The following is a 16,967-nucleotide window of genomic DNA, read 5'->3' as shown; positions in this document are numbered from 1 at the left end:
CCGGGTCCACCTCGGAGACCAGAGGGCCGGAATTGCCCATGCGCCTGCGGTCCTGCTCCAGCTGCGTCTCCGCATTCTGCGCAAATGCCGCTGTGGGCAGCAGAACACCCGCAATGCTTACGGACTGGCACAAAAGCGCCAGACTCCACCGCCTGCGGACTGTTTTTTGTAAAAAAATCATGAAACCAAGCCTGTTTTTCCCCACCCCGGAGTGAGGCGTGCTGTTGAATGAAATGTGCCTGTGGGAAAAAAGACGGTCAGGGATAAAGTCGCATGGTCAAGCATCCACCTCCGGCACCCCCGTCCGGCGATCAGGGCATGAGCGGCAACGGCAGGTCTCCTGACTTGCGGATCAACGCATCAGGCCCAACCTTCCCGGTTGCGGGGCAACCAGTGGCAGCGATGCACAACACCGCTCGGGCCAGATACTCTCCGCCTACAGTTGCGGGGGCAGTCGCCGACTGATCTCCCGCAGAGGGAGAATACGGCATTCCCTTTTATTCCGCTTGCGCGGGACCGTTGGCTATAATGGATTGCGCAATAGCCTATCTTTTAACAGATTTGCAATGCAAAAACCCTACCCGCGCCCCATACTGCCCCAACACAGGCAGAGCCAGACAGAGGGCAGGTGCTTGCTTTTTGGGCCATTTACCCTCCAATGGCGGACCAGCCCCCCGGACATGACCCAGCACACCAGACCCATGGACCCACGCTACCGCATTCCCCCCCTGTCCGCCCTGAACGCCTTTGTCACCTTTGCCCGCACGGGTGGCATCCGGCGGGCAGCCACGGAACTGCGCGTGGACCACGCCGCCATCAGCCGCCATATTCGCGATCTTGAAGTCTCGCTCGGGATCACCCTGCGGGACAAGACTACCGGCGGGCTAACCCAGGCAGGCCAGACCTATTACGACCGCATAGCCCCCCTGCTGGACGGTCTGGCCACGGCTACAGCGGATATGCGCAACCGCGTAGCCCCCCTGACCGTGACCTGCGTACACGGGTTTGCCTACCACTGGCTGCTGCCCCGGCTTTACGCCTTTCGCAAACTGCACCCCCATATGGAGGTGCAGCTCCGCTCGGTGGACGCCAGTGCGGCCTTCCACATCAGCGGTGTGGAATCCACCAACCATGCCCAGATCGGCTATGTACGCGATGGCAGCACAACGCCAGAACCACGCACCATCCGGCACATGACCATTGCGCGGCCCCCGGTTTTTCCCGTGGCGTCTCCCCAGTGCCTTCAGGCCCTTGGAGGCCAGCCCCACACAGCCGAAGACCTGCTGGACGCCCCCCTGCTGCATGAGGAGGACGATACGGAATGGCGGCGCTGGTTTGCGGCACAAGGGGTCCATGCCGCCATTATTCCCACCGCAGGCAGACTATGGCAGGCCCATATTACGCTGGCCGCCGCCCGCGCGGGGGAGGGCATAGCCCTTGGCAACCCATTCCTGCTGGGTGATGACCTGCTGAGCGGGCGGCTGGTGCGCGTACAACCCACACAGACCCCGCTCAAGGCCACGCCGCTGGGAGCCTACGTGCTGCGCGCCTCCGAACAGATGTGGGAAAAACCCTCCCTGCGCACCTTCCGCCTCTGGCTGATGGAACAGGTCGCGCAGGAGGCAGACACCCCCCTGCCCCCTCCGGCGTAAACTGCCAGAAGGTCCCGGTCTGGCCCCGGATAACCGGGTGTTGATTTTTCATCACCACCCACGCACCAAAAAAGCGCCTCCCCGCGTGCAATAAAACCACTTACGGAACGAGCATGTCTGCCCCGCCTCAGGCATGGGCCGGACGATAGACCGCCAACCGGAGCCAAACCTGACATGAGCACCACCAACAAAGACCTGCTGGCCCGCCGTAACAACGCCGTGCCGCGCGGGGTTTCCACCTCCACCCCCGTTTTTACCGACCGGGCCGAAAACGCGGAGCTGTGGGATGTGGAAGGCCGCCGCTACGTTGATTTTGCTGGCGGTATTGCCGTGCTGAACGTGGGCCACCGCCACCCCAAGGTGATGGCTGCGGTGGCAAAACAGCTCGAACGCTTTACGCACACGGCGTTTCAGGTTTCGGCTTACGAATCCTACATTGAACTGGCCGAAAAGCTGAACGCGCGCGCACCCTTCTCCGGCCCGGCCAAGACCATTTTCTTCACCACGGGTGGGGAGGCAACCGAAAACGCGGTCAAGATCGCCCGTGCCGCCACCGGCCGCAATGGCGTGATCGCCTTTTGTGGCGGGTTCCATGGCCGCACGCTGCTGGCTTCGGCCATGACCGGCAAGGTACTGCCCTACAAGGCACCTTTTGGCACGCTGCCGGGCGAAGTGTACCATGTCCCCTTCCCCGACCATGACATTACGGTGGAAGACAGCCTGAAAATGCTGCACTTCCTGTTTGCCGCCGATATTGCCCCCAGCAATGTGGCCGCCATCATCATTGAATCCGTACAGGGCGAAGGCGGGTTCCGCGTAGCCCCTCCGGCCCTGCTCAGGCACCTGCGCGCCCTGTGCGACCAGCACGGCATTAAACTGATTGCCGATGAAGTGCAGAGCGGCTTTGGCCGGACCGGCAAGCTGTTTGGCATTGAACACTCCGGCGTGGAACCGGACCTGATCTCCGTTGCCAAATCTCTTGCCGGTGGCCTGCCGCTTTCTGGCGTGATTGGCCGCGCGGACCTGATGGACAGCGTCCCCCCCGGCGGGCTGGGCGGCACCTACGCAGGCGCGCCGCTGGCCTGTGCCGCAGCCCTTGCCGTGCTGGACGTGATTGACGAGGAAAAACTGCTCGACCGCGCCAACGCCATGGGCGAACGCCTGAAGGCACGCATGACCGCATGGCACAGGCGCACGGACATGCTGCCCATCAGCATGCCGCGCGGTCTGGGCGCCATGATCGCCTTTGACATTCTTGAACGCCACGCAGGCGTGGAACAGCGGGTAGGCTTTGCCTCCAAGCTCTGCGCCAGGGCATGCGAAAAAGGGCTGATCCTGCTGGCCTGCGGCGTGCAGGGTGCGACCATCCGCATTCTGACCCCCCTGACCGCATCTGACGCGCTGCTTGATGAAGGGCTGGACATTATCGAACAGATCCTGATCGAAGAAGCCAAAGCCTGATCAGTTCCCCTTTACGGGACTGAACCTGCTGCAAAAGGCGGCTCTCCTTCCCCCACGGGGGCGGGGGAGTCGCCTTTTCTGTCTGTTCCGGTCACGGGCGGTTGTCTGCGCGGGTCAGGCCGGGGTCATAGTCAGGCCATGATTCCCCATTAGGGTAAAAAAGAATTTAAACTGATGGAGGTCACGCGCATGACTGCCTTCGCAGCTTACTGGCTGGCCCTGAAAACCGGGCTGGCCACGCTCCGCTCCGCGCACCGCACCTACTGGCGGGTCCATAACGCGGACCATTAAAGTACAGCCCGTCCTCCTCCCTTAAAGTCTCCGCAGGGTGGGCCTGATGGATAAAGATTGACATCCCTTTCGCCCCGGTTCGACAATGCCGCGAGTTTTTTAAACCATCAGAGAGACGGGGTGTCCCTATGTCTTCTTCCATTTCGAATCTGAGCGGCAGCAGCGCTATCAACAGCCTGTTTGGCACGTCCTCTTCCAACGGCACGGCTTCGGGCTCTTCTGCTTCGGGGAGCAGCAGTTCCTCTTCTTCCACCACCACGACCAGCCAGACATTTAATGCCGATGGCTCCATTACAACCATCGTCAAGGATGCCAGCGGGGATATCCTTTCCACAACCACAACGGGTGGTTCCTCGGGTTCGGCCTCCAACTCCGCACAGAACGACACCAGCGGACTGGACACCTTCGCCTGATCCGGAGCGGACACATCCGGCCTGCCGCGCGAAGCCCATAAAAAAACCCCGCCCTTCCATACCGGAGGGCGGGGTTTTTTTTATAGGCCAGACCAGTCCGGACCTATTTCTTGTTATCATCCGTAAGGCCGTTACGGATATCGTGCCCGACGGCAGTGCTGGTGTTGCCAATTTTCTGGCCCGTGCGCTCGCCCCACTTGCCTACGTCATGCGCTGCATCCGTGGTGCCGGTTTTGGTCTTGTCCCACGCTTTTTCGGTGCTGGACTTGGTCTTGTCCCAAACCTTCTCCGTGCCAGACCTGGTTTTATCCCAGGCCTTGTCCGTATCGGTTTTGGTCTTGTCCCAGACCTTGTCGGTATCAGCCTTGGTTTTGTGCCACGTCTTGGATGTGCCCTCTTTCGTCTTGTCCCATGCTTCGGAGGTGCCGGCTTTGGTTTTATCCCACGCCTTTTCCGTCCCCTGACGGGTGGAATTCCATGCTTTTGTCAGAGCGCCATCTTCCGCATGCACAGGGGCTGCGGGCAGGCTGACAGCAAATACGGCGGCACCCACCATGGTCACTAACGCGGTAGCACACGACTGCTTGGTCATTGGGCCGTTCCTTTCTGAATATCCTGTAATGTCTCTTATGTTCTCTGGGTCTGAAGCCCTTTTGTGGCAAAAAAAAGCCCCCAATCTGGAATCAGAAAGGCGTGATGGCACTGGGCATGCTGTCCAGCGCTGCCTGCAAAATATAGGCGGCGGCCAGTTTATCCACCGCTTCCGCCCGCTTCGCGCGGGACAGATCGGCCTCCTGTATGAGCATCCGGTTGACCGCGGAGGAGGACAGGCGCTCGTCCCACAGGCAGGTGGGCAGGCCAGTCTGGGCCGACAGGTCCATGGCCCAGTCCCGACTGGCCTGCGCCGCCGGACCAAACGACCCGTCGAGCGAGAGAGGCACCCCCACAACCAGCCCCGCCACCCCATGCTCCTGCGCAACAGCACGGATAAAGGTGGCCATCTGCCCCAGCTTGCCGCGCTTTACGGTCTGGAAGGGGGAGGCCACCATGCGGGAGACATCGGACAGCGCCAGCCCCACCTGTTTGCGCCCGGGGTCTATGCCCAGAAGGCGGGCATGTCGGGGCAGGGTGGCAGCTAATTGGGGAAGAGTGAGAAGAGTCATGCCCATGGTATGTTGCCTTCCGCGCGATTATGCTAGGTGCAATTCTCTATTCAGACTGAAGAAAGAGGGGCCCACTCTCATGTCGCTAGACCTTGCGACCACCCGACGCATCGCAAAACTGGCCCGTATAGGGCTTGAGGAAAACGAGCTGGAGGCCACGCGCCAGAAGCTTAATGGCATTCTGGGCTGGATTGACCAGCTTGCCGAAGTGGATGTTACCGGTGTGCCGCCCATGGTGGGAACAGAAACCGAAACCCTGCGCCAGCGTGAAGACAAGGTGACCGACGGCAACTGCCGCGATGCCCTGCTGGCCTGCGCGCCCGAAACATCTGGCCCCTTTTATACCGTACCCAAGGTGGTGGAATAATGCTGACCGGTCTAACCCTAACCGAAGCCCGCGCCGGGCTTGCCGCCCGCAAGTTTTCCGCGCGGGAGCTGGCACAGGCTCACCTGGACGCCATTGGCCGCCTGAACACCGCCCTTAACGCCTACATTACCGTTCTGCCCGAAGCCGACGTACTGGCCAGTGCTGACGCCGCAGATGCCCGCTACGCAGCCGGCACGGCCGGTATTATGGACGGCCTGCCCATTGGCGTAAAAGACCTGTTCTGCACCAAGGGCGTGCGCACCACGGCTGCAAGCAAGATGCTGGCCGACTTTGTACCCCCCTATGAGAGCACGGTCACCGCCAATCTGCTGAACGCAGGCGCGGTGTTCCTTGGCAAGACCAATCTGGACGAGTTTGCCATGGGCTCGGCCAACATCAATTCCGCCTTTGGCCCGGCCACAAACCCGTGGAAGCGCAAAGGGGACGAGGCCACCGCCCTTGTGCCCGGTGGCTCCTCCGGCGGGTCCTCCGCTGCGGTTGCCGCAGGCATGGCGCTGGCCGCAACGGGCACGGATACAGGCGGCTCCATCCGCCAGCCCGCAGCCTATTGCGGTATTGTTGGCCTTAAACCCACCTACGGCCGGTGCAGCCGCTGGGGCACCATTGCCTTTGCCAGCTCGCTCGACCAGGCAGGCCCCATGACCCGCAGCGTGGCCGATGCCGGGCTGATGCTGGAAGCCATGGCAGGTTTTGACGCCAAGGACAGCACAAGCTCCAACCGCCCCGTGCCCGCATTCCACAAAGCCGTGGGCAAAAGCGTTAAGGGCCTGCGCGTGGGCATTCCCGCGGAATACCGCGCACCCGGCCTGCCAGCCGAAATTGTGGCCATGTGGGAACAGGGCATTGCGTGGCTGAAAGCCGCAGGCTGCGAAGTGGTGGATGTCTCCCTCCCCCATACGCGCTACGGGCTGACCACCTACTACATTATTGCCCCGGCTGAATGCTCCTCCAACCTTGCACGGTATGATGGCATCCGCTTTGGCCTGCGCAAGGACGCCCCCTCGCTGGATGGTGTGTACGAAGCCACCCGTGCCGCAGGCTTTGGGCAGGAAGTGCGCAACCGTATTCTGATGGGCACGTATGTTCTGTCCGCCGGATATTACGATGCGTATTACCTGAAGGCGCAGAAGGTCCGCACCCTGATCAAGCGTGACTTTGAAAACGCGTTTGAAAACGTGGACGTGCTGCTGACCCCCACCGCCCCGTCCGCCGCCTTTGCACAGGGCGAAAACATGGACGACCCGGTGCAGATGTACCTCAACGACATCTTTACCGTGCCCGCCAGCATGGCCGGCGTGCCCGCACTTTCCGTGCCCGTAGGGCTGAACGATGCCGGGCTGCCGCTGGGGCTCCAGATTATTGGCAAGCATTTTGATGAAGAAACCGTGCTGTCCATTGGCGGCGCGCTGGAAGCGGCGGCAGGCTTTACGCACACGCCATCCATCCATGCGGGAGCAGGCGCATGAGCTACACGATTGAAGGCCGCACCGGCACGTGGGAAATTGTGGTCGGGCTGGAAGTCCACGCACAGGTTATCAGCCATTCCAAGCTGTTCTCGGGTGCATCCACCACCTTTGGGGGGGACCCCAACACACAGGTCAGTCTGGTGGATGCCGCATTCCCCGGCATGCTGCCCGTCATCAACCACGAATGTGTGGCGCAGGCCATTCGCACAGGGCTGGGACTTAACGCGCAGATCAACCTGTTCAGCCGGTTTGACCGCAAGAACTACTTCTACGCCGATCTGCCGCAGGGCTACCAGATCAGCCAGTTCGAGCACCCCATTGTGGGCAAGGGCACCATCAGCATCGAACTGCAAAACGGGGATGTGCGCGAAATTGGTATTACCCGCCTGCACCTTGAGCAGGATGCGGGTAAGCTGCTGCACGATCAGGACCCCACAAAGTCCTTTGTGGACCTTAACCGCTCCGGCGTGGCGCTGATGGAAATCGTGAGCGAGCCTGACATCCGTGAGCCCGAAGAAGCCGGGGCCTACCTGCGCAAGCTGCGCCAGATCCTGCGTTACCTCGGCACCTGCGATGGCAACATGGAAGAAGGCTCCATGCGTGCTGACGTCAACGTATCGGTCCGCAAGGCGGGGGAACCCTTCCGCACGCGCTGCGAGATCAAGAACGTCAACTCCATCCGCTTTGTCATGCAGGCCATTGAGGTGGAAGCCGCCCGCCAGGTGGAAATCTGGGAAAACGGGGGCGAGGTGGACCAGGAAACCCGCCTGTTCGACCCCGGCCGGGGCGAAACCCGGACCATGCGCTCCAAGGAAGATGCGCATGACTACCGCTACTTCCCCGACCCCGACCTGCTGCCGCTGGTGCTGGAACAGGCATGGGTGGACGAACTGGCCACCAGACTGCCCGAACTGCCCGATGCCAAACGCGCGCGCTTTCAGGCCGAATACGGCATTGCCTTTTACGATGCCGGGGTGCTGATAGCCGAGCAGGCCGTAGCCGACTATTACGAGGCCGTTGCCCGTGGGCGGGACGGCAAGCTGGCAGCTACGTGGGTTATGGGCGACCTGTTTGCCGCCCTCAACCGCACCAGCAAAACGATTGAGACCAGCCCGGTCAGTGCTGATGCACTGGGCAAGATGCTGGACCTGATTGCGGACAAGACCATTAACGGCAAAATTGCCAAGGAGGTCTTTGAAGACATGGTGGAGACGGGTGAAAGCCCCGATGCCATCGTGGAAAAGAAGGGCCTGCGGCAGGTTACCGATACGGGTGCGATTGATGCGGCCATTACCGCCGTGCTGGAAAAACACCCTGATAAACTGGCCGAATACCGCTCCGGCAAAGACAAGCTGTTCGGCTTTTTTGTGGGGCAGGTCATGAAGGAAACCAAGGGCAAGGCCAACCCGGCCATGGTGAACGAAGCCCTGAAGACCCATCTGGACGCGTAAAAACGACCTGATAAAAAATAACACCAAATTACGCATCAGGGGGTTTGACGGAACGCGCCAAACCCCCTAAAAGCAGCGATGCAAACGTCGTGTCTGCACTCTTCGGCGGAGGGGTGGCCGAGAGGCTGAAGGCGGCGGTTTGCTAAACCGTTATACGATGTCAAGTCGTATCGTGGGTTCGAATCCCATCCCCTCCGCCAAAGCCTTCCAAAAATTTTATTTATTCTGCAGCAACGTTGCTGCCTGCACATAAACATGTGGCCTTGCTTGGCACCTGTCCGTATTGGGCGGCAACGACAATGTATGCCCGCAGGTCGGCCTGATACATTGGATTTTTCTGGCCTGCGACCTGTAGGCTCCGGTCTTTTTATGCCATTCAGGCTAGACTGTAACACAACGGCATAGTTTAGATTCTGAATGTTTCTTGTTCCATTCCTTATTCTGGTCATGGCGCTGACAGATATTGTAGGCTGCCACTTTGCCGGGCTTCATTTTACCGGCTTTGCAAGACCTTTTCTTATTGGTCTTGTTTCTGCTCCCATCGCAATTTTTTATTCCTTTCTGCGGCCTAGCAAAATTATTGTAGAAGCTATTCTTTATGTTCAGGCGTGGATTCTTTTTTCCTTATTGGGATCCATCCAGACCTACCTTGTTTGCACGGTAGGATGGCCAACAATCGATAAAACCCTAATCACTCTGGACCGCCTTGCAGGATTTAACTGGACCGTCTTTTTTGATTTTGTACGGTCTCATTCCATTTTATATAATTTTCTTGCCCTGTTTTACGGCACCCTTCTTGTTCAGATTGTTATCAACATTCTTATATTTTCTTTTTATGGAGACCAGATAAGAAATAAGAGAATGCTATTATCTGCCATTTTATCTATCTTTATTTCTAGTTTTATTGTTATGGCCTATCCATCACTCGGGCCATTTTATGCATTCGGATATTACAGCAAAGATGTACCGGGAAGTGAGTATGTGTATACTTTTCTGGCACTTAGAGACAGCGTGGCACCCCATACATTCTCACTCGACCACATGGAAGGCCTGTATAGTTTTCCATCTTACCATATTGTTCTTGCCATTATTTTTACTTATTATAACCGTGGCTTACGCAGCTTTTACCCTTTTGCAGTCGTAAATTGCATTATGGCCATATCCACCATTCCCATAGGTGGGCATTATCTGATGGATATCCTCAGTGGCGCCCTTGTGGCCTGTATGGCTATTCCTCTAGCTAATAAACTCGCCTGAAATTACGAGCACACCTCATGCCATCCGGTTTTTAATCCTACAGGCTTTGCAGGTTATAGAGCCGCTGGTACAGCCCGCCCTCCTGCTGGACCAGTTGCGCATGGGTGCCGTCCTCCACAATCTGGCCGTGTTCAAATACGAGTATGCGGTCCAACCCTACAACGGTGGAAAGGCGGTGTGCTACAATCAGCACCGTGCGGCCTTCCATCAGCCGTTCCATGGCCTCCTGCACCAGAGCTTCGGATGCGGAGTCCAGACTGGCCGTGGCTTCATCCAGCACCAGAATGCGGGCATCGGCCAAAAAGGCGCGGGCTATGGCCACACGCTGGCGCTCCCCGCCTGAAAGCTTGATGCCCCGCTCACCCACCAGAGTTGCGTAGCCTTCGGGCAGTCGCTCTATAAAATCTGCCGCATTGGCCAGACGGGCTGCCTGCACAATCTGTTCAGGCGTGGCATCCGGCCTGCCATAGGCAATATTCTCGGCCAGCGAGCGATGGAACAGAACAGGCTCCTGCGGCACAAGGGCAATCTGGCGGCGCAGGTCGGCCTGACGCACGCTCTGCGTATCCACACCATCAACCAGCACACGGCCGCTATTTTGAGCATATAACCGCAAAAGCAGCTTGGTAAATGTGGACTTCCCCGACCCCGAAGGCCCGACCAGACCCACCCGGCTCCCCGGTGCAATATGCACTGACAGGTCGGTAAAAAGGGGTGTCTGCTGCCCCGGATACTGGAATGTCACATGTTCGAACGCGATTTCCCCATATGTCACATGCAGCGTAACCGGCTGTGCGGGGTCTGCCACCCCTGCGGGGGTGCGCCAGAGCAGAAGCAGTTCTTCCATCTCGTTCACCGAACGTTGCACAACGGAAACCTGCTGCCCGATCTCCCGCAGGTAGCCCTGCACCAGAAAGGTCATGGTCAGCACATAGGCCACATCCCCCGGCCCTGCCCGGCCCTTGCACCACAGCCAGATAGCCGCAGCCGCCAGAGACAGGCGCATGACCACCACGGCCGCGGCCTGAATATTGGCGCTATCCGTGCCGCGTATCCACATCCGGGCGGTTGCGGTGCGCCACTGGTCCAGTATCCGGGCCAGATGGGCTTCCTCCCGCGTTTCGGCCCCGAATGCCTTGACCACGGCGTTGCAGGTCATTGCATCGGCAAGGGCTGCGCCGACCTTGCTGTCCCCCGCATTGGCGGCCTGTGCCGAAGGCGCCACATAATACAGCGTCAAGGTGCAGGACAGCGCCACAAACAGCACCGACAGAACACCAAGCAGCACCCCCATGGCAGGCCAGTGCCAGCCCAGCACAAGGGTTGTCAGCACCAGCAGGCAGAACTCGGGCAGCAGCATGAGCAGGAGCGTGTCGTCCAGCATGTCCACCGCCCACATCCCACGGGTGAGCCGCCTGACCGTGGAGCCTGCAAAGGTGTTGGCGTGCCAGTCGGTGCTCAGGCGCTGCACATGCGCAAACGATTCCGTGCCGATTTTCTGCATGACCCGCGTGGTCAGCCGCGTAATGCCCAGATAGGCGCAGCGTTTGGCCAGCACGCTGCCAAACCCGCAGGCGGCAAGGGCTGCCAGCATCCACAGAGCGTCTTCCAGCCGGGTGGACTGGCTGGCGGGTTCGGCCACATCAGCCACAAGCCGCCCTGCGGCAAGGGGCATGAGCACATCGGCCAGCGTAGCCAGCAGCACCGTGCCCACGGTCACCGCCAGCGGCTGGGGAAAAGCCAGCCACAGGCGCATGACAAAGCCCAGCACATCCACAAACAAAGACGTTTTGCGCGCGGCAGAGGCTGTGCTGGAAGCAGAAGTAACCATGACCCAAAACCCGAAAAAAGCGTGTGCACCCACGTCAACAGCGCAGATGTTTAGCCTGTAGCGTGATGGCGCGATATTGCGCAAACCCGCTACGGCTGGAAAAATGACCATCCCAGCCCATTTGCAACAAGCAGCCCCATGCCCCCCAAAGCCCCCCGCAAGACCACCCATAACAGGGCCAGCACACAGCCAGCCCCAAAACAGGATGCCCCCGTGCAACGTGCCGCCGGGCAGAATGCCCCTCTGCCGGGCCATGTACTGGAACCTGCACCGGCAGAAGGCACTCCGACACCGGCCTCACTGGCGCCACAGGCCAGCGGCAGGCGCACGGCAAAACCGGCCAGCACCCCGCGTACCCGCAAACCGGCCCCCGGGACCACAGCCAAACCCCGTGCCAAAGCCGCCAGCCCCAAAGCCCTGCCTGCGCCCCAGACCGCCTTGCGGGACATGACAAAGGTGGAGGTCCAGCAGTTCCTTACCGACCTGTCCCGCGCATGGCCCGATGCCCAGACGGAGTTGCACTACACCACACCCTTTACACTGCTGGTGGCTGTTGTGCTGTCTGCTCAGGCGACCGATGCCTCGGTCAATCGCGTAACCCCGGCCCTGTTTGCCGCAGCCCCCACCCCGCAGGCCATGGCCGCACTGGGGGACGAGCAGGTGGGCCAGTTGATCCGCACCATCGGGCTATGGCGCAACAAGGCCAAAAACGTTGTGGAACTTTCCCGCCAGTTGCTGGCCGAGCACGATGGGCAGATCCCCCACACGCGGGAGGCGCTGGAAAAACTGGCCGGTGTTGGCCGTAAAACCGCTAATGTGGTGCTGAATGTGGCCTTTAACCAACCCACAGTACCCGTGGATACACATGTGTTCCGGCTGGCCAACCGCTCGGGCCTTGGCCGTGGCCGCACGGTAGAGGCGGTGGAAAAAAAACTGGAAGCGCGTATCCCGCTCCCCATGGTGCGCGACTCCCACCACTGGCTTATTCTGCAAGGACGGTACGTGTGCAAGGCGCGCAAGCCCGAGTGCTGGCGATGCACGGCAGAGCAGAGCTGCCTGTTCCCCGACAAGACCCCTCTGCCGCGCCCCAAACCCCCACGCGCCGCACCATAACGCGGAAGCCCCCACCTGCGCGGCTGGCCCGCGCAGAGAACCCGCACGGCTAGCCCCGAAAACCACCACACCCCAGCTCTGCGGGGGCGCGGGGCAAACCCACACTACAGCCAGCCCTGTAGTTCGCGCCGGACCAGTTTTTCCAGCAGGCTGATGCTGGCGGGGCTGTCGTTCAGGCAGGGGACAAGGGTAAAGGACTCGCCGCCCGCCTTCATGAACTCCTCGCGCACTTCGTGGCCGATTTCATCCAGTGTTTCCAGGCAGTCTGCCATAAAGCAGGGGGTTACCACCGCAATACGCTTAATACCCTTTGCAGGCAGGCCCGCAATAAAAGGCGCGGTGTAGGGTTCCAGCCATCTGGTGGGCCCAAAGCGGGACTGAAAGGTCATGGGCAGGGTGGTCTCATCCATCCCCAGTTCGGCGCGCAGGGCGGCCACGGTGCGGGTACATTCCGCCAGATACGAATCGCCCTTGTCCACATACTGGCGCGGCAACCCGTGGAAGGAGGCCACCACCATCTGGAACGGCTGCTCCGCGTGTATCTGCTCCTCGCGGATGGAGGAGGCTACGGCGGTAATAAAATCCGGATCATCGGGGAAGGATGGCACCGTGCGGATGGCGGGCTGGTTGCGCAGCTTCATCAGCACCCGGAAGAGCTGGTCATTGGCGGTGGCCGTGGTGGTTGCACTGTACTGCGGGTACAGGGGCAGGCACACAATGCGGTCACACCCCTGCTCCATAAGCGCGCGGAGCGCCTGCGCCACACTGGGGCGGCCATAGCGCATGCCCCATGCCACCGGCACGCCATCGGCCTCGAACTGTCTGGCCAGTTTTTCACCCTGATGGCGGGTGTAGGTGCGCAACGGGCTTTCATTCCGCTCGGCATCCCACACACGGGCATAGGCGCGGCCACTGCGCGTGGGGCGGGTGGTGAGAATAACGCCCTGAAGCAGAGGCTGCCAGAACAGGGGCGAGCCCTCGATCACCCGGCGGTCGGACAGGAACTCGGACAGGTAGCGGCGCACGGCGCGGTACCCCGTGCCTTCGGGTGTGCCAAGGTTAAGCAGCAGTACACCCGGCCTGCCATAGGGAGGCTGGCCCTGAGCGGGCAGATGGGCCTGTGGCGGAATATGGTGGAAAACCATGCAACCTCTTTTTTCTTTTTTACGGCCCGACCCGCACGGGCCACCCTACCGGGTGCGGTGCGCCAGAACACTCCGTCTTTTCATGCACGATGCAGGAAGTTGTACCCTGTTGACATACATTTTTGCATAATTGATGGCAGCGATGCGGTTTTGGTCTGTGCCGCAGGCAGCAAAAACCCTTCCCCCACATCCTGATTGGAAAAGCGCTCCACCTGCGCGGCATACACAACCACGTTCAGCGTAAAATGTGTAAACACGTGTTTGACCGCGCCCGCATTGCTCCACTGCGCGGCAACGGGGGCATGGGCCAGTGCCTCGGCCTCAGTCCATGGTGTTGCGCGCCATTCGGTGCCGGGCAGTTCGGTCATGGCGGCCAGCAAACCTGTCTCGGGGCGTTTGCGGAGCAGCACGTTCGCGGCCCGGTCCATGACCATAAAATGCACACCATACCGCACGGGGCGTTCGGCCTTGGGGGCCTTGCGCGGCAAGGTGGCCGCCGTACCCTGTGCATACCCCTCGCACACACCCTGCCACGGGCATAACCCGCACGCAGGCTGGCGGGGGGAACACAAAGAAGACCCCAGATCAAACAAAGCCTGTGCAAAATCGGACGGCCGGGCACGGGCCGGGGCATCCGCATTCAGCCCACTGGCCAGTTGCGCCAGCGTTTTACGGGCAGCAGGCAGCGGGTCCTGCACATTGTACAGGCGCGCAGTAACACGCTCCACATTGCCATCCACCGGCACAACCGGCACGCCAAAGGCTATGGCCGCCACGGCGGCAGCCGTGTAGGCCCCAATGCCGGGCAGGGCGCGCAAACCCTCTACCGTGCGGGGGAAGCCCCCAAGGGCCGCAACGGCCTGTGCGCAGGCATGCAGGTTGCGCGCGCGGGAGTAGTAACCAAGCCCGGCCCAGGCGGCCAGCACATCATCCCTTGGAGCGCTGGCCAGCGCCTGAACTGTTGGAAATCTTTCCACAAATCTGAGATAATATGGCCCGACAGCCTTGACCGTTGTCTGCTGAAGCATGATCTCGCTCAACCAGACACGATACGGGTCTGGTGCTTCCCCCTCCGTGCACCGCCATGGCAGGGTGCGGCGGTGTCGGTCGTACCAGTGCAGCAGGGCGTGGGCGGGTGGCGTAATCACGGAGGCTGTTATGGCGAAGGAACTTCATTCGGGCAAGGCGGGCGCGCCCGCGCGGCAGGCCAGCACCCCCCGCAAGCCCGCCACGCGCACGCATGCAAAGGAAGACGCACCACCACAGCCCCCCCGCCGTGTGATGAAGGCCCGCACATTGGGGGCGCTGCTCCCCAGTGTCACGGCACCCGCCTTCCGCCGCCGTTCCCCCACCGGAGCCATGCTGTTTGCCCGCTGGGCCGATGTTGTTGGCCCGGCCCATGCTGCTGTTACCTCCCCGCGCAAACTGAGCGCGGCCACGCTGACCGTGGCCTGTACCGGCCCCGCCGCCATGGAACTGCAACACCAGGGCGACATGCTTGTGGCGCGGATCAACACATGGTGCGGGGAACCACTGGTTGCCCGGCTGCGCTTTGTGCAGGACCCCACGGCAGGCACACGCCGCAGGCTGCCACCCCGCAGGGGAGCCGCCCCCACCTGCACCCTGCCCGACATGAGTGATGAGTCGCTGCGCATGGCGCTGGAGCGGCTGGGCACGGAAATTTTACAAAGCCCGATAAAAAAAACCTAACAAATATAACGGGTTATTTCTTTTATTGTCATGGTTTTATGACAAAACCGCTTAGCGCTTGAAATTGACACATTGTGGGTGTTCTAAGGCCCCGCACCCGATGCGCAGTGGCGCACCTGTGCAACAGTCAAGAGCAGAGCAGCCTAACTAACAGGATTTATGATTATGTTGCGTAAACCCGGCACCACGCCAGGGATTACTACCCCAGCCGCCCTGAAAACACTGCGGCAGCATGGGCCAGAAACCCTGTCCGACCTCCAGTTTCTGGAAAACTGGACAACCCGGCCGAGCTACACCGCAGCCAGCGTGCTGCGTGCAGGCCAGATCCGCCGCACAAACCCGGCCCTTATGAACGACATAACCGCAGGCATGCGCCAGCACGGCAAATAGCGTCTGGCAGGGCGCACCCCGACCAGCATGACCATTTGCATCCGCCCGCCTGAACGGGCACCATACGTGCCATGCTGCCATGTGTTTTTACCTATGCGGACCAGCGCATCTGGCGCAGGGCCCTTTCCCTTATCGCCTTAGGCGGACTGGCCGTGCTGTCCGCCTGCGCGGGGCCGGGTAAAACATCGTATAATGCGCCGGGATCAGCCCTTAACCCGTGGGGGCCTTATATCCACGAAGCCTCGGACCGGTTTTCCGTTCCCCAGTCCTGGATCCGTGCCGTGATGCAGCAGGAATCGGGCGGGCACCAGTATATGAACGGGCACCTCACCCGTTCCGTGCATGGCGCGGTCGGGCTTATGCAGATCAAGCCAGATACGTACGCCCAGCTTGCGCAGCGTTACCGCCTTGGCTCCGACCCCTATAACCCGCACGACAACATTATGGCCGGGACCGGCTATATCCGCGAATTATACGACCGCTTTGGCTCCCCCGATTTTCTCGGCGCGTACAATTGCGGGCCACAATGCATGGAAAACCACCGCTCACGCGGGGCCCCCCTGCCCGGCTATGCCCGCACCTACATGGCGGCCATTACCCCTCACCTGAACGACCCCGTGCCCCCCAGCACCCTGCCAGCACAAACCGAGCCGGGCCTGACACCGCAGCAGATTGCCCCCGTGCAGGTGGTCCAGAACACCGCCCAGCCCTATGGCCCAACCAGCGCGCCCCCTCTGGAGGATGATACACTTCCCCCACCTTCCGCCGGAGCGGCCAGCCCTGCCCAGCAGGATGACAGCGCCACCATGCCGCTCGCGGGCGACTCCACCCCACAGCCCGCAGCCTACCAGCCTGTCGCGTACCGGAGCGTGAGTTCCACCCCTCTGGCCGGTCCGGGCATTGTCTGGCGCTCCGCGGGAAGTGGAGGCAATGCCATTATCCAGATCGGGGCTTTTTCCACCCCGGCGCGGGCCATGCACGCCATTGCGCTGGCACGGCAATCCTCCCCCGCGCTGAGCCATGCCATGAACCGGGTGGAAAAAATCACCCCCTCAGGCCGGGCACCCGTATGGCGTACCCGGCTGGCGGGGCTTCCCTCCGGGCAGACAGACAGCATATGCTCCGCCCTGCGCCAGCAGGGGCTTTCATGCATTGCCATAACGCCCTAGAATAGCCCGCGACTGTTTCGCTCGCTGTTTCCTAAAATCTTCTTTTTACAGGGGAATATAAAAACTT

Annotated in this window: 16 protein-coding genes, 1 tRNA gene, 1 pseudogene and 1 riboswitch; of the genes and pseudogenes, 12 read left to right on the top strand and 6 right to left on the bottom strand. The window is 60.8% G+C overall.

All coding sequences use genetic code 11. The features are described from left to right. Window positions 1-181: pseudogene (locus HNR55_RS15470) on the bottom strand (carbohydrate porin); the annotation flags it as partial. A 132-nt stretch (window positions 182-313) separates the two neighbouring features. Next, window positions 314-536: riboswitch (cobalamin riboswitch) on the bottom strand. Window positions 537-701: 165 nt separating this feature from the next. On the opposite strand from HNR55_RS15470, the gene HNR55_RS15465 reads away from it, so the two are divergent. The 3 genes from HNR55_RS15465 to HNR55_RS15455 all read left to right on the top strand — a co-directional run bounded on the left by HNR55_RS15465 (window position 702) and on the right by HNR55_RS15455 (window position 3,817). After that, a complete protein-coding gene (locus HNR55_RS15465; protein WP_166116850.1) occupies window positions 702-1,652 on the top strand; it encodes a LysR substrate-binding domain-containing protein in 951 nt (316 codons plus the stop codon). A 174-nt stretch (window positions 1,653-1,826) separates the two neighbouring features. Then, window positions 1,827-3,113 (top strand): 4-aminobutyrate--2-oxoglutarate transaminase, encoded by a 1,287-nt coding sequence (gabT, locus tag HNR55_RS15460; RefSeq protein ID WP_166116804.1) that lies wholly within the window; start codon window positions 1,827-1,829, stop codon window positions 3,111-3,113. Between the two features lie 419 nt (window positions 3,114-3,532). Continuing rightward, the gene (locus HNR55_RS15455) at window positions 3,533-3,817 is read left to right on the top strand and encodes a hypothetical protein (protein WP_166116806.1); all 285 of its coding nucleotides are present in this window, start codon (window positions 3,533-3,535) and stop codon (window positions 3,815-3,817) included. Between the two features lie 103 nt (window positions 3,818-3,920). Here the strand turns inward: HNR55_RS15455 and HNR55_RS15450 are convergent, their stop codons facing one another. Both HNR55_RS15450 and ruvX read right to left on the bottom strand, forming a co-directional pair. After that, window positions 3,921-4,409 carry an endoglucanase gene (locus HNR55_RS15450; RefSeq protein ID WP_184382764.1) on the bottom strand — a complete coding sequence of 163 codons (489 nt, stop codon included), beginning with the start codon at window positions 4,407-4,409 and terminating at the stop codon, window positions 3,921-3,923. 91 nt (window positions 4,410-4,500) lie between these two features. Next, window positions 4,501-4,980: a Holliday junction resolvase RuvX gene (gene ruvX, locus HNR55_RS15445; protein WP_086647107.1), complete on the bottom strand. Its 480-nt coding sequence runs from the start codon at window positions 4,978-4,980 to the stop codon at window positions 4,501-4,503. 79 nt (window positions 4,981-5,059) lie between these two features. On the opposite strand from ruvX, the gene gatC reads away from it, so the two are divergent. From gatC to HNR55_RS15420, 5 genes are all read left to right on the top strand, one after another. Continuing rightward, entirely contained in the window at window positions 5,060-5,347 is a 288-nt protein-coding gene (gene gatC / locus HNR55_RS15440; protein WP_025828657.1) for an Asp-tRNA(Asn)/Glu-tRNA(Gln) amidotransferase subunit GatC, read from the top strand. Beyond that, window positions 5,347-6,834 (top strand): Asp-tRNA(Asn)/Glu-tRNA(Gln) amidotransferase subunit GatA, encoded by a 1,488-nt coding sequence (gene gatA / locus HNR55_RS15435; protein WP_166116808.1) that lies wholly within the window; start codon window positions 5,347-5,349, stop codon window positions 6,832-6,834. Before gatC ends, gatA begins: the two co-directional genes overlap by 1 nt. Further along, entirely contained in the window at window positions 6,831-8,285 is a 1,455-nt protein-coding gene (gene gatB, locus HNR55_RS15430; protein ID WP_166116810.1) for an Asp-tRNA(Asn)/Glu-tRNA(Gln) amidotransferase subunit GatB, read from the top strand. The genes gatA and gatB overlap by 4 nt, the downstream gene beginning before the upstream one ends. A 107-nt stretch (window positions 8,286-8,392) precedes the next feature. After that, window positions 8,393-8,485 (top strand) — tRNA-Ser (locus tag HNR55_RS15425). A 247-nt stretch (window positions 8,486-8,732) separates the two neighbouring features. Next, window positions 8,733-9,542, top strand: a complete 810-nt coding sequence (locus HNR55_RS15420) for a phosphatase PAP2 family protein (RefSeq protein ID WP_166116812.1) — start codon at window positions 8,733-8,735, stop codon at window positions 9,540-9,542. Between the two features lie 37 nt (window positions 9,543-9,579). Here the strand turns inward: HNR55_RS15420 and HNR55_RS15415 are convergent, their stop codons facing one another. After that, on the bottom strand, window positions 9,580-11,373 hold the full coding sequence (locus tag HNR55_RS15415) for an ABC transporter ATP-binding protein (RefSeq protein WP_166116814.1): 1,794 nt from the start codon (window positions 11,371-11,373) through the stop codon (window positions 9,580-9,582). A 447-nt stretch (window positions 11,374-11,820) separates the two neighbouring features. Between HNR55_RS15415 and nth the strand changes: the two genes are divergently transcribed. Beyond that, complete coding sequence (gene nth, locus HNR55_RS15410; protein WP_166116852.1) at window positions 11,821-12,486, top strand: endonuclease III; 666 nt, start codon at window positions 11,821-11,823, stop codon at window positions 12,484-12,486. A 104-nt stretch (window positions 12,487-12,590) separates the two neighbouring features. On the opposite strand, the gene hemH is transcribed toward nth, so the two are convergent. Both hemH and mutY read right to left on the bottom strand, forming a co-directional pair. Next, on the bottom strand, window positions 12,591-13,631 hold the full coding sequence (gene hemH / locus HNR55_RS15405) for a ferrochelatase (RefSeq protein ID WP_166116816.1): 1,041 nt from the start codon (window positions 13,629-13,631) through the stop codon (window positions 12,591-12,593). Between the two features lie 80 nt (window positions 13,632-13,711). Next, the gene (mutY, locus tag HNR55_RS15400) at window positions 13,712-14,779 is read right to left on the bottom strand and encodes an A/G-specific adenine glycosylase (RefSeq protein WP_166116818.1); all 1,068 of its coding nucleotides are present in this window, start codon (window positions 14,777-14,779) and stop codon (window positions 13,712-13,714) included. Between the two features lie 10 nt (window positions 14,780-14,789). Between mutY and HNR55_RS15395 the strand changes: the two genes are divergently transcribed. The 3 genes from HNR55_RS15395 (at window position 14,790) to HNR55_RS15385 (ending at window position 16,900) form a co-directional block, all read left to right on the top strand. Then, window positions 14,790-15,341, top strand: coding sequence for a DUF721 domain-containing protein (locus HNR55_RS15395; protein WP_166116820.1), 552 nt, complete (start codon window positions 14,790-14,792; stop codon window positions 15,339-15,341). Between the two features lie 165 nt (window positions 15,342-15,506). Continuing rightward, complete coding sequence (locus HNR55_RS15390) at window positions 15,507-15,731, top strand: hypothetical protein (protein WP_166116822.1); 225 nt, start codon at window positions 15,507-15,509, stop codon at window positions 15,729-15,731. A 71-nt stretch (window positions 15,732-15,802) separates the two neighbouring features. Continuing rightward, window positions 15,803-16,900 carry a lytic transglycosylase domain-containing protein gene (locus HNR55_RS15385; protein WP_166116824.1) on the top strand — a complete coding sequence of 366 codons (1,098 nt, stop codon included), beginning with the start codon at window positions 15,803-15,805 and terminating at the stop codon, window positions 16,898-16,900. Window positions 16,901-16,967 lie beyond the last annotated feature (67 nt).

Origin of the sequence: Acetobacter lovaniensis (assembly GCF_014207635.1) — a bacterium.
GTDB lineage: Bacteria > Pseudomonadota > Alphaproteobacteria > Acetobacterales > Acetobacteraceae > Acetobacter > Acetobacter lovaniensis.
This window is presented reverse-complemented; position numbering and strand designations above follow the sequence as displayed.

Coding starts and splice junctions, on each gene's coding strand:
- hemH (WP_166116816.1), bottom strand. CDS start 13,631: ATGGTTTTCCACCATATTCCGCCACAGGCCCATCTGCCCGCTCAGGGC.
- gabT (WP_166116804.1), top strand. CDS start 1,827: ATGAGCACCACCAACAAAGACCTGCTGGCCCGCCGTAACAACGCCGTG.
- ruvX (WP_086647107.1), bottom strand. CDS start 4,980: ATGACTCTTCTCACTCTTCCCCAATTAGCTGCCACCCTGCCCCGACAT.
- gatA (WP_166116808.1), top strand. CDS start 5,347: ATGCTGACCGGTCTAACCCTAACCGAAGCCCGCGCCGGGCTTGCCGCC.
- nth (WP_166116852.1), top strand. CDS start 11,821: ATGACAAAGGTGGAGGTCCAGCAGTTCCTTACCGACCTGTCCCGCGCA.
- HNR55_RS15395 (WP_166116820.1), top strand. CDS start 14,790: ATGGCGAAGGAACTTCATTCGGGCAAGGCGGGCGCGCCCGCGCGGCAG.
- gatC (WP_025828657.1), top strand. CDS start 5,060: ATGTCGCTAGACCTTGCGACCACCCGACGCATCGCAAAACTGGCCCGT.
- HNR55_RS15415 (WP_166116814.1), bottom strand. CDS start 11,373: ATGGTTACTTCTGCTTCCAGCACAGCCTCTGCCGCGCGCAAAACGTCT.
- gatB (WP_166116810.1), top strand. CDS start 6,831: ATGAGCTACACGATTGAAGGCCGCACCGGCACGTGGGAAATTGTGGTC.
- HNR55_RS15385 (WP_166116824.1), top strand. CDS start 15,803: ATGCTGCCATGTGTTTTTACCTATGCGGACCAGCGCATCTGGCGCAGG.
- HNR55_RS15420 (WP_166116812.1), top strand. CDS start 8,733: ATGGCGCTGACAGATATTGTAGGCTGCCACTTTGCCGGGCTTCATTTT.
- HNR55_RS15390 (WP_166116822.1), top strand. CDS start 15,507: ATGTTGCGTAAACCCGGCACCACGCCAGGGATTACTACCCCAGCCGCC.
- HNR55_RS15450 (WP_184382764.1), bottom strand. CDS start 4,409: ATGACCAAGCAGTCGTGTGCTACCGCGTTAGTGACCATGGTGGGTGCC.
- HNR55_RS15465 (WP_166116850.1), top strand. CDS start 702: ATGGACCCACGCTACCGCATTCCCCCCCTGTCCGCCCTGAACGCCTTT.
- HNR55_RS15455 (WP_166116806.1), top strand. CDS start 3,533: ATGTCTTCTTCCATTTCGAATCTGAGCGGCAGCAGCGCTATCAACAGC.